General features: G+C 72.9%; 6 protein-coding genes and 1 pseudogene. 5 read left to right on the top strand and 2 right to left on the bottom strand.

Features of this window, described 5'->3' with window-relative positions:
- The first annotated feature begins 27 nt into the window (after window positions 1–27).
- Both ACFZDJ_RS20290 and ACFZDJ_RS20285 read left to right on the top strand, forming a co-directional pair.
- Window positions 28–909 (top strand): hypothetical protein, encoded by an 882-nt coding sequence (locus ACFZDJ_RS20290; protein ID WP_391060630.1) that lies wholly within the window; start codon window positions 28–30, stop codon window positions 907–909.
- Window positions 910–965: 56 nt separating this feature from the next.
- Complete coding sequence (locus tag ACFZDJ_RS20285; protein ID WP_391060629.1) at window positions 966–5,663, top strand: hypothetical protein; 4,698 nt, start codon at window positions 966–968, stop codon at window positions 5,661–5,663.
- On the opposite strand, the pseudogene ACFZDJ_RS20280 reads toward ACFZDJ_RS20285, so the two are convergent.
- A pseudogene (locus tag ACFZDJ_RS20280) lies at window positions 5,660–6,543 on the bottom strand (GMC family oxidoreductase); the annotation flags it as partial. The gene ACFZDJ_RS20285 and the pseudogene ACFZDJ_RS20280 sit on opposite strands and share 4 nt — an antisense overlap.
- Before the next feature lie 142 nt (window positions 6,544–6,685).
- Here ACFZDJ_RS20280 and ACFZDJ_RS20275 point away from each other — a divergent pair.
- On the top strand, window positions 6,686–7,093 hold the full coding sequence (locus ACFZDJ_RS20275; RefSeq protein WP_391060627.1) for an oxidoreductase C-terminal domain-containing protein: 408 nt from the start codon (window positions 6,686–6,688) through the stop codon (window positions 7,091–7,093).
- A 172-nt stretch (window positions 7,094–7,265) separates the two neighbouring features.
- Here ACFZDJ_RS20275 and ACFZDJ_RS20270 read toward each other — a convergent pair whose 3' ends face one another.
- Window positions 7,266–7,829: a hypothetical protein gene (locus ACFZDJ_RS20270; protein ID WP_391060625.1), complete on the bottom strand. Its 564-nt coding sequence runs from the start codon at window positions 7,827–7,829 to the stop codon at window positions 7,266–7,268.
- A gap of 637 nt (window positions 7,830–8,466) precedes the next feature.
- Between ACFZDJ_RS20270 and ACFZDJ_RS20265 the strand changes: the two genes are divergently transcribed.
- Window positions 8,467–11,352: a nitrate- and nitrite sensing domain-containing protein gene (locus ACFZDJ_RS20265; protein ID WP_391060623.1), complete on the top strand. Its 2,886-nt coding sequence runs from the start codon at window positions 8,467–8,469 to the stop codon at window positions 11,350–11,352.
- Window positions 11,349–11,789 carry a roadblock/LC7 domain-containing protein gene (locus ACFZDJ_RS20260; protein ID WP_391060621.1) on the top strand — a complete coding sequence of 147 codons (441 nt, stop codon included), beginning with the start codon at window positions 11,349–11,351 and terminating at the stop codon, window positions 11,787–11,789. Before ACFZDJ_RS20265 ends, ACFZDJ_RS20260 begins: the two co-directional genes overlap by 4 nt.
- Window positions 11,790–11,791: the final 2 nt, after the last annotated feature.

Genomic DNA, 11,791 nt, shown 5'->3' with positions numbered 1-11,791 from the left:
CGTAACTCTGTACAAGGAGCCTCTGTCGTGACCGAGCAGCACGTCGAGTGGAGTGAGCCGGATGCCGTCGCCGCGCCGGCGAACGCTCCCGTCACACCCGCCGACGCCGCCGACGCGGCGCGGCTCGTCGCCTTCGGGCTCCAGCCCAAGCTGCAGCCGGCACGGGACCAGGAGTACGCGGAGCTGTTGCGGCGGTACCGCGAGGACCCGCCGTTCGCCCGGCTCGCCGACGCCGTGGCCGCCGGGCTCGGGCTGGTCGTGCTGGCGGTGTCCCCGCGCGCGGGGATGGCCGTGACGGCCGCCGAGGACTCGGTGTTCGCCGTCCGGATGGGCGACTACGCCCGTCGTACCTCGGCCGACTCCGCGGACCGCTTCCTGCACGGCCTCGCCCACCTCGCCGTCGCCGCGATGGCCTTCCCACGCCCCGAGGACCTCGCGGACGACGGGTACATCGGGCGTGTCTCGGTCAACGGCGTCGACGCGTTCGTACGACAGGCCTGCCGCCGTCTGGAGGAGCGGGCCGAGGAGCAGGGCGAGAACACCGATCCGGCGACCGAGGCGCCCGACCTCGAGGCGGCCTGGCGGATCTGGGCACGGCGCAGTTCCACCGGCGCCACCAAGGACGCGCGAAGACTGTCCGGTTCGACGACCGGCATCATCGGCAAGGCCGTCGCGTTCCTCACCGACTCCGGATTCCTTCAGCGGACCGGCGACGACTCCGGGGGGACGTACCGGACGACGGCCCGCTATCAGCTCCAGGTGCGGGACATGGCGGGCAGCGCAGCGATGGCCGAGCTCCTGGAACTGGGCGTCGTCCCGGTGACCGACGGCACCCCGTCACTGCTGCCCGCCGAGCACACCGACGACCTGGAGCTGGTGGCCGACGCCGGACTCCCGTTCCACTCCTGAACCCACCTACGTATCTGCCCTACGTATCCGAAGACTTACTACGAGAGTCCGCCGCCATGTACGAGCTGTCCCGGGTCCGCCTCTACTCCATCGGGCCTGCTGGGGCGCGCTATGCCGACACGGTCCTTGACCTGAGGGGTGTCGGCGAGCCCGTGCCCGACCCCGCCCCCACCCAGGCGGAGTTCTTCGAGGAGGAGCCCGTCGGGCCGCCGCGCCGGCCCGCGCCCGCGGGCGTGCTCTTCCTGGAGAACGGCGGCGGCAAGTCGGTGCTGCTCAAGCTGATCTTCTCGGTGATGCTGCCGGGCCACCGCAACACCTTGGGCGGCGCCAGCTCCGGTGTGCTGCGCAAGTTCCTGCTCGCCGACGACTGCGGTCATGTCGCGCTGGAGTGGCAGCACACGCTGACCGGCGAGTGCGTCGTGGTCGGCAAGGCCAGCGAGTGGCGGGGACGGCAGGTCTCCAACGACCCGAGGAAGTTCGCCGAAGCCTGGTACTCCTTCCGGCCCGGTCCCGGCCTGAGCCTGGACAACCTGCCGGTCGCCGAGGCGACCGCCGTCCGGCCGCCCGTCGAGGGCGCCTCCGGCGCGCAGGGACGGCGGCGCACCATGAAGGGCTTCCGTGACGCCCTCACCGAGGCCGGCAAGGCGTATCCGCACCTCGAAGTGCACTGGGAGGAGATCCACGACCGCTGGAACGAGCATCTGACGGACCTCGGCCTCGACCCCGAACTCTTCCGCTACCAGCGGGAGATGAACGCCGACGAGGGTGAGGCCGCCGGTCTCTTCGCGGTCAAGAAGGACTCCGACTTCACCGACCTGCTGCTGCGCGCGGTCACCGACACCCGGGACACCGACGGGCTCGCCGACCTGGTCGGCGGCTTCGGCAACAAGCTGGGGCGGCGCGCCGAGCTGATCGCCGAGCGGGACTTCACCGCGGGCTCCGTGGATCTGCTCGGCCGGATCGTCGAGGCCGCCGAGGCACGGGCACGCGCGCGTGACATCCACGCGGGCGCCGAGCGGCGCACCCGCACCCTGGCCCGACGACTGTCCGCGCGAGCCGTGCGGGAGCGTGTCCGCGCCGGTGAGCTCGCACAGCGCGTGACCGCCGCCGCGTACGCCGTCACCCACGCCGAGGGCGCACGCGAGCGCAGCGCCCTCATCGCCGCCGAACTCGCCTACCGGCACGCCTCGCTGGCGCTCGCCGGGGCCGAGAAGTCGGCGGCCGCCCAGAAGCGCGAACTGGCCGACGCGCGCACCCTGCACTCCTCCTGGCAGGCCGCCGAGCTCGTACTGAGGCACCGTGCCGCCACCGACCGCTCCTCGCGCGTGGCCGCCGCGATCCTCGAGGCCGAGCGGGACGCCGCGCCCGCGCTCGCCGCCCGCGCCAAGGCCGCCGTCGACCTCGTCCGCGCGCTGCACCGCGCCGCCGAGGGCGCCGAGGCGCTCGCCAACGAGGAGGAGGAGCGCTCCGCCGGACTCCAGGAGGTCGGCGAGACCGCGTACGCCGACTCCACCGCCGCGGCCACCGCCGCGCAGCGCGCCCGCAGCGAGGTCGGACATCTGCGCCAGCGCCTGAGCGAGGTCGAGCAGGAGACCGCCGAGGCGGTCCGCGCGGGCTGGCTCGACGACAGCGCTCCCGACGCCGACCCGGCCCGCGCCGCCCTCGCCGCCAGCGACGCCGAGAAGACGGCCGTCGCGGCGTGGGACACCGCGCGGGAGGCCTCGCGACGGGCCTCGGAGCACGCCCGCGAGGCGGCGTCCGCGGAGTCCCGCGCCGAGCTGACGGCCGCCCGCGCGGCGGACGCGGCGACGGCGGCCGAGCTCGCGTACGACGGCGAGCGCCGTACGGCCGAGGCACTGGCGGGGGAGGAGCGGCTCGCGGAGCTGCTCAGCCTCCCGGGTGCCGCCGGAACGCGGCACGGCGGGGTACCGGTGCCCCGGTCGGCCGGGGACGCCGCTGCGTCCGTCGGCCACGGCAAGGGCGGCGACACCGGCCGAGGCGCCCGCGGCACCTCCGCCGACGTCTGGGCGGAGACCGAAGGCGCTTTCACGCCCGAGGAGTTGGACCGGTACGCCGACGAACTGCGCGAGCTGCTCGACGACGCGGTCGCCTCCGCCGAGCGCCAGCTCTTCAAGCTGCGCACCGCCGCGGCCGACGACGCCCGGATCCTCGGCGCCCTCGGCGACGGCGGACTCCTGCCGCCCGGCCCTGACGTGCTGGCCACGGTCGAGTACCTCGGTGAGCACGGCATCCCGGCCCTGCCCGGCTGGCGCTATCTCGCGCAGGCCGTCGACCCCGTCGACCACGCGCGCGTGCTGGCCGCCAGGCCCGAGCTCGTCGACGGCGTGATCATCACCGACCCGGACACCCACGCGCGGGCCCGTGAGGCGCTCAGCGAAGCGGCGCTGCTGCCGCGCTCCGCCGTCGCCGTCGGCACGGCCGCCGCGCTGCTCGCCCCGACCCCGGCAGCCGACGCGGGCGACGGCGGTGTCTTCCTCGTACCGCCGAACCCGGCCATGCACGACGAGCACGCCGCCGACGAGGAACGGCAGGCGCTGCGCACCCGAGCGACCGAGCGGGACGAGGAGATCCGCACCCTCGCGGCCCGGCTCGGCAAGGACCGTGAGCTCGCGGCGCGGCTCGCCTCCTGGCGTACCGGCTGCCCCGCCGGGCGGCTCGTCGAACTGGCCGCGGCCGCCCGGGAAGCGCGCGCGTTCGCCGAGGAGGCCGAGGCCGAGCTCGCCGAGGCGCGCACCGTGCGGGCCGAGGCCGACGAGGCGGCGGCCGAGGCGGCCCTCGTGCGCGACGAGCGCCAGGACGCCGCCCAGCGCGCCCGGCGCGCGGCCGACGCGCTCGCCGGACTCGCCTTCCGCCTGCGCGAACGCGCCGGCTGGCAGGTCAAGGTGCGCGAACTCGCCGACGAGGCCACTGAGTCGGAGGCTCGCGCCCAGGTCTGCCTGGAGCGCGCCCGCGCCGCCGACGAGGACCGCCGCGCCGCCCAGCGCGCCGCTGACGACGCCCGCCGCACGGCCCGTGCGCTGCGCGCCGAGCGCGCCGAGATCGCGGGTGCCCCCGACGACGTACCGGAGGACGCGTCGCAGACGGCGAAGTCGTCGCTGCCCGCCCTGCGGGAGGCCTACCGGGCCGCGTCACAGCTGTATGAGAAGGTCGGCGTCGGCGCCGATCTGCGCGCCGAGCAGGCCCGCGCCGAGAGCGACGAAACCGCGGCCCTGGCAGAGCTGGACAGGCTCAGCAACAAGGTGCGCACCCGCGCCGCACAGCTCCTTCAGGCGCCGGACGGTTCCGACGGGCCGTCCCGGCAGGCCGCGGCCGCCCGCGCCGAGGAGCTCGTGCAGCTCCTGGAGACCCGTATGTCCACCGCGAGCGAGCAGCTCGGGCGGCTGCGCGGCGAGGCCGAGCGGCACGCGCCCGAGGACGGCGAGGCCCACACCGAGCTGTCGCAGGAGCTGGTCCCGCGCGACGCCGAGCACGCGCAGTCGCTGCTGCGCACGGCCACCGGTGAACTCGCCTCCCGCGCCGAGGCGCTCGGCCAGGCACGCGAGGCGCACGCCGAGCTGCTCGACGCGCACCGCGCCGCCGAGGACGCGGCCGGTGGCTTCGACGAGACGGCCGCCCTGCTCAGGGACCTGCTGCGGGAGCACTCCGACGAGGAGCAGGAGGAGCCCGAGCCCTACCCCGGCACCCTCGAAGAGGCCCGGCACTCCGCCGCCGAGACTCGCCGCTCTTTGCGCGGCTGCGCCGCCGACCTCTCCGCGGCCGAGGGCGCCGTGCGCGAGGCGAGCGACATCCTCGTACGGCATGCCAACTCCAACCGCTACGAGCAGGTGCGCACCCCTGCCCGGCAGCAGATCCGTGAGCTGCCCGCGTCCGCGCTGCCCGAACACGCCCAGAAGTGGGCGGACGCCTTCGCGCCCCGACTGCGGGTGCTGACCGACGAGTTGGCGCAGCTGGAGCGCAACCGGGACTCGATCGTGGACCGGCTGAGGGGGCTGGTGGAGTCGTCGCTCGCCACCCTGCGGTCCGCGCAGCGGCTGTCCCGGCTGCCGGAGGGGCTCGGCGAGTGGTCCGGGCAGGAGTTCCTGCGCATCCGCTTCGAGGAGCCCGATCAGGCCACGCTCGCCGAGCGGCTCGGCGAGGTCGTCGACGAGGCCACCCGCGCGGCGGTCAAGAAGAACTCCGACATGCGGCGCGACGGCATGTCACTGCTGCTGCGCGGAGTCGGCGCCGCCCTCGAACCGAAGGGCGTCGCCGTCGAGATCCTCAAGCCGGACGCCGTACTGCGCGCCGAGCGCGTCCCCGTCGGGCAGATGGGTGACGTCTTCTCCGGCGGTCAGCTGCTCACCGCGGCCATCGCGCTGTACTGCACGATGGCCGCGCTGCGCAGCAACGACCGGGGCCGCGACAAGCACCGGCACGCCGGCACGCTCTTCCTCGACAACCCCATCGGACGCGCCAACGCGACCTATCTCCTGGAGCTGCAGAGGGCCGTCTCGGACGCGCTCGGCGTCCAACTCCTCTACACCACCGGCCTGTTCGACACGACCGCGCTCGCCGAGTTCCCCCTCGTCATCCGCCTGCGCAACGACGCCGACCTGCGCGCCGGGCTGAAGTACATCAGCGTGGAGGAACACCTCCGGCCGGGACTGCCGCGTGAGGCTCCCGCCGGGGAAGCCGTGCATACGGAGATCACGGCGACGCGGATGTTCAAGCGCCCGGCGCCTCAGGGGACCTAGGTCCGGTCCTCCTTCAAAAGGTCCGCGCACTTCTCGCCGATCATCATGGTCGTGATGCAGGGGTTGACGGAGATGAGATCCGGCATCACCGAACCGTCCGCGACCCGCAGCCCCTCGACCCCCTTGACCCGCAGCCGCGCGTCGAGCGGGGCCGAGGAGTCGTCGTCCGCGCCCATCTTCACGGTGCAGGACGGGTGGTAGACGGTGTTGTGGGTCTTGTGGACGTAGTCGAGCAACTCGTCGTCCGTCCGGACGTCCGGCCCGGGGACCAGCTCCGCGCCCGCCCAGCCGCTCAGCGCGGGCTGCGACGCGATCTTCCGCGCCGGCTTCAGCCCGTACGTCATCACGCGCACGTCGAGCTCGTGTGTGAAGTACCGCGGATCGACCAGCGGCTTGTCCCGGTAGTCCCGGGTGCGCAGTCGCACCGTGTGCGTGACTTCGCGCGCATGACGTTCGGCGTGAGGCAGAACGCGTTCTCGGACGTCGGGAACCCGTGCCGAGCCGTGTTCATGTCGAACGGCACCGAACCGTAGTGGTACATCAGGTCGAGCCGGTGCAGGCCCGGTTTCGCTGTCGTAGAAGATGCCCGCCTCCCACCACTGGCTGGACGTGGTGGTCATGGGCTGCTCGGCCTCCCACATGATGACCCCCTCGGGTGGTCCTGGAGGTTCTCACCGACACCCGCCGAGTCCATCACTACCTCGACCCCCACCTCGCGCAGATGCCCGGCGGGCCCGATGCCCGACAGCGTCAGCAGCTTGGGGGTGTCGATGGACCCGCAGGACACGATCACCTCCCGGCGTGCGCGGACCGTCCGGGTGTGGATCAGGTCCGGTTCCAGGTACTGGGCGCCCACACAGCGGCGGCCGTCGAGCATGAGCCATCCGGTGTTGGGGGCCGCGCCGATGCCCACGATCACGACATCGGCGGGCAGGACCCGGCCATCGGAGAGCTTCACAGGCCTTGTGCTCGCCGGTTCGACACTCGCTCGGCACGATGGCGTGCTGTGCGACGACGGTTGCGTGACCGCACTGCCGCAGGTGGTCGCCGTCGGCGACGTCGCCCGCGTCGGAGGCGCCCGCGCCGAGCACTGGACCTCCGCTACCGAGCAACCCCGCGTCGCGGTACAGAACTTGCTCGCCGGGCGCACCGTCGAGACCGCACGGACCCTGCCCTACTTCTGGTCCGATCAGTACGGCGCACGGATCCAGTTCGCGGGGCGCCGGCACGCGGCGGACACCGTCCGCGTCACCGAGGGCGCGCTCGACGACGGCGCACCGGCCGAAGGCGGCCTCCTCGCCCTGTACGAGCGCGACGGCCGCACCACAGCCGTGTTCTCCATCGACCGCCCTCGCCCGTTCATGAAGGCACGCCGTGAACGGGCGCGCAGCGGGGACCTGGTGGAGTCGGCGGGCGCCGGGGCAAGCTGACGGTCCGTGGGCGGACCGGTGAGCGGACCGACGGACGGGGTCCACCGGGACCACCAGGTCCACGGAGTCCGTGGAGTCCGCCCCTTGGCCGTGCCGCGGGCGGCCGTGAGCCGGGCTCAGTCACGAGCCGGGCTCAGCTGCGAACCGTGCCGTACTCAGCCGCGAGCCGTACTCAGGGGTGCGACAACTGCCCTGCGCCGCCCTGCCGCCGTATTCGCTTCTGAGCGCGCTCCGTCGCGCGTGCCTGCCGTCGGGCCCGGCGCCGCTCGCGCCGCAGGGTCCGTGCGGTGCTGCTCGGTTCGGACACCACGCCGTTGCGCTGGTTCCACACCTGGCGGGTGACCCAGACGTCGAGGGCGGCCCAAGTGGCCACCACCGTGCTGGCCACGCTGCTCAGGACCATCGGGAAGGCGAGCCAGGACTCCGCCACCGTGGACAGGAACGCGATCACGGCCTGGATCAGGGTGACCGCGATGATCAGCACCGCACGCACGGCCGCCGTACGCACCGGATCGGGCAGCCGTCGCCGACGCGCGGGCTCCTCGATCCACAACGGCCGGTAGTACGCCTGCTCTTCGTATCCGTCCGCGTGCCCGACGGCTGCTCGAGCCTGCCCGTCGGCGCGCCGCTGACCGGCGGCAACGCCCTGGTCACCCGCCCGCTCATACCTACCCGCGGCCGTGCCCCGCCCGCCCGTCGGCTCGGGGCCGCCCTCGGCGACGGCCCGGGCGCTCATGTGCTCGCTTCCGTCCCCGGCACCCGCCCGCTCGTTCCTCTGGTCGCGTTCCTCCCGGGCCACGCCCCGCCCGCTCGCCCGATCGCGCCCGTCCGCCGGAATGTCGCGATCCGGTGTCCGCGTGGCCGATCGCACCGCCACAGGCGCCGCAGTACCCACCCCTGGCGTCCCGCCCCGCTCCGCCGTGCCCATCAACTTGTCACTCCCCACCGCCCAGCAGACCCTCGCGCGGGTGTCATACGACACCTGCTCCCCAGTGGCTGCCCGGCTTGCGCTGCTTTACGCCGCCTGGACGCGGCATGCGGCCCCTGTGGCCGATTCCGCCCCCATTTCCCATGGAGAAGGACGAACAATGTGCCCCGAAGATTCCCAACTAGCGAAAAATTCCGGCCAACTGACCAAGTTCACCAGTCCGATGAGCTTCGGCTCGCCATGCCGGAATCGGGGCGGCAATCTCCCCCAATGAACGGACAACTGCCCATCTTCAGTTCCCTCAAGAGCCCAGGTTCCACCCTCTTCACGCCGGGCGGCGGCCCGGACACGTCTTCGAGTTACCTGTGGGTCAGTAGTAGGCTCACGCCGTTTGTTGACGCACAGGTGTGCCCCCGGGCCGGAGGGGGTCGAGCTGGGGGAGGCCATGCGCTTTCGCGGGAAGTCCATCCGCCGGAAGATCGTGGCGCTGCTCCTCGTGCCGCTCCTCTCCCTGACGGGGATCTGGGCCTTCGCGACGGTACTCACCGGCCGCGCGGCCAACCAGCTGTTCAACGTGTCGGACGTCGTCGAGAAGATCGGCTACCCGACCGAGGACACCGTCAGCGTTCTCCAGCAGGAACGTCGCCAGACACTCGTCTATCTCGCCGATCCCCGCGCCTCCGACGCGCTGGCGGCGTTGAAACGCAGTCGCACCGCGACCGATCGGGCCGTGGCGAAGGTCCGCAAGAACGCCAAGGACGAAGACGTACGGGAAGAGATGAACGGGGGCACCGCACAGCGCCTCACCACCATCCTGGACGCCCTTGACGGCGTCGACTCGCTGCGCCGCAGTGTCGAGGAGGGCACCGTCAACCGGGCCCAGGCCCTCGACCTCTACAACCGTCTCGTCGACCCCTGTTACACACTGTTGGCCAACCTCCACGTCGTGGACAACGTGGAGATGGACAAGCAGGGCCGCGCCCTCGTCAACGTCGCCAACGCCCGCGAACTGCTCTCCCGCGAGGACGCCCTCCTCGGTTCCGCGCTGGTCGCGGGCCGCGTCACCCGCGACGACATCCGCGACATCTCCGATCTCATCGCGCAACGCACCCTGCTGTACAACATCAGCCTGCCGCTGCTGCCCTCATCGGAACGCGGCCGCTTCGAGCGCTACTGGTCGAACGCCGACACGGCCCCTCTGCGCGTGGCGGAGCAGGCTGTCGTCACCTCCCCGGCCGGATCCCCGCACGGTGTCACCGCGCAGAGCTGGGACCGGGTGGCCGGACACGTGCTCAACGAACTCGCCGACCTCGACGACAAGGCCGGCGACCGCTACCAGGACCGCGTGCGCCCCGTGGCCACGGGCGTCATCGTCAAGGCGGTCATCGCGGGTGTCCTCGGACTCATCGCCCTGCTGGCCTCGCTCGTCATGTCCGTACGCATCGGCCGGAGCCTCATTCGCGACCTGCGCCGGCTGCGCCTGGAGGCCCACGAGGCGTCCGGCGTGCGGCTCCCCAGCGTCATGCGCCGCCTCTCCGGCGGCGAACAGGTCGACGTCGAGACCGAAGTGCCCCGCCTGGAGTACGACAAGAACGAGATCGGCGAGGTCGGCCAGGCCCTCAACACCCTTCAGCGCGCGGCCGTCGAGGCCGCCGTCAAGCAGTCCGAACTGCGGGACGGCGTCTCCGAGGTCTTCGTCAACCTCGCCCGCCGCAGTCAGGTCCTGCTGCACAAGCAGCTCACCCTCCTCGACACCATGGAACGCAGGACCGAGGACACCGACGAACTCGCCGACCTGTTCCGCCTCGACCACCTGACCACACGTATGCGCCGGCATGCGGAGGGCCTGGTCATCCTGTCCGGCGCGGCCCCGTCCCGGCAGTGGCGCAAGCCCGTCCAGCTCATGGACATCGTTCGCGCCGCCGTCGCCGAGGTCGAGGACTACGAGCGCATCGAGGTGCGCCGCCTGCCCCGCGTCGCCGTCACCGGGCCCGCGGTCGCCGACCTCACGCACCTGGTGGCCGAACTCCTGGAGAACGCCACGGTGTTCTCGCCCCCGCACACGGCCGTGCAGGTCGTCGGCGAACGCGTCGCCAACGGTTTCACCCTGGAGATCCACGACCGCGGTCTGGGCATGGCGGCCGAAGCGCTCCTCGACGCCAACCTGCGGCTCGCCGAGACCCCCGAGTTCGAACTGTCCGACACCGACCGGCTCGGTCTCTTCGTGGTCAGCCGGCTCGCGCAGCGGCAGAACGTCCGTGTCTCCCTCCAGCCTTCCCCGTACGGCGGCACCACCGCCGTGGTGTTCATTCCCGACGCGCTGCTCACCGACGACGTCCCGGACACCAACGGCATCGGCTTCCGTCTCGACCGAGCGCTGCCCTCGAAGGAGGGCAAGATCGAGGAGGACCGCAAGGCGGCGCTCTCCGACGTACCGGTGCGCCTCCCCGGCCTGCCTGCCGCGATCCTGGACGGGCCGGTCGAGCTTGAGGCGCCGGTCGATCTGGACGCGTTCGGCGGTTTCCCGGGCGCCCTCGACGACGAGGACGCCGAGCAGGGCGGTCTGTTCAGGCCGCGACGCTCCATAGCGGGTGTCCCGGTCGAGCAGCACCGGCCCCACCAGCAGCCCCGCGCAGGCGGCTCGGAGACGGCCCGCCCCGGAGACGACGACCACGCGGGCGCCCCGGTCCCCCTGCCGCGCCGCAGAACTCCCAAGCTGGTCAGCTCGCACGGTCGTCCCGTGACCCGCAGGCCCCGGCGCGGCGAGGCGGGCGAGGAGCCCGCCGAGGCGCTGCAGCCGCTGGAGAGCCTCGGCGGGCTCCTCGAACCGGTGGAGAGGCAAGGCGTGGCGGAGAGGGCGAGCGCACAGTCGTCGACCGCCCGGCGTACCGACCGCACCGAGACCTCCGGGCGCCGCAACGGCGAACGCCCCGAGACTCCGGGCCTTCGCTCCGAGGCGTCCGGCCTCCGAGAGGCCCCCGCTCTCCCCCGGCGCACCCGCTCCGCCGGCTCGCCGTCGGGCAGGGCCGGGACCACCCCGCTCTCCGCCGCCGCGACGCAAGGGGCAGAATCGGGTGCGAGCCCGCTGCCCCGCCGCGTCCGACAGGCCAATCTGGCCCCGCAGTTGAAGGACGGACCCGAACGGCGCGCCGAGCGCGACAAGGCCCGCACCCCGAAGGGGCCGGATTTCGCCGATCGCGACGCCGACGAGGTACGCAGCCGGATGGCCTCGCTCCAGCGGGGCTGGCAGCGGGGCCGCGACGAGAACGCCGCGGGCGACGGGGCCCAGGGCGGCACAGCACCAGGAACGACGAAGGGGGACGGTCGATGACCGCACCGAAGGCCACAGGGCCCACCGCGACCAGCAAGACGTCGGGAGAGCTGAACTGGCTGCTCGACGACCTGGTGGACCGCGTGGCCAGCATCAGCAAGGCGATCGTGCTCTCCGGCGACGGCCTTGCCACCGGGGCCTCCAAGGATCTGACCCGGGAGGACAGCGAGCACCTGGCCGCCGTCGCCTCCGGCTTCCACAGCCTCGCCAAGGGCGTCGGCCGCCACTTCGAGGCGGGCGGTGTCCGGCAGACCGTGGTCGAGCTCGAGGAGGCCTTCCTCTTCGTCACGGCCGCCGGGGACGGCAGCTGCCTCGCCGTTCTCTCGGACGCCGACTCCGACGTCGGGCAGGTCGCCTACGAAATGACGCTCCTGGTGAAGCGGGTCGGCGCACATCTGGCCGCCGCTCCGCGCACCGATCTGCCCTCGGACGGGTAGTG

This window comes from Streptomyces sp. NPDC007896 (assembly GCF_042959425.1).
Lineage (GTDB): Bacteria > Actinomycetota > Actinomycetes > Streptomycetales > Streptomycetaceae > Streptomyces.
This window is presented reverse-complemented; position numbering and strand designations above follow the sequence as displayed.

What these genes read in the sequence shown, in the direction of transcription:
- ACFZDJ_RS20285 (WP_391060629.1), top strand. Translation starts at nt 966, where the DNA reads ATGTACGAGCTGTCCCGGGTCCGCCTCTACTCCATCGGGCCTGCTGGG.
- ACFZDJ_RS20270 (WP_391060625.1), bottom strand. Translation starts at nt 7,829, where the DNA reads ATGAGCGCCCGGGCCGTCGCCGAGGGCGGCCCCGAGCCGACGGGCGGG.
- ACFZDJ_RS20265 (WP_391060623.1), top strand. Translation starts at nt 8,467, where the DNA reads ATGCGCTTTCGCGGGAAGTCCATCCGCCGGAAGATCGTGGCGCTGCTC.
- ACFZDJ_RS20260 (WP_391060621.1), top strand. Translation starts at nt 11,349, where the DNA reads ATGACCGCACCGAAGGCCACAGGGCCCACCGCGACCAGCAAGACGTCG.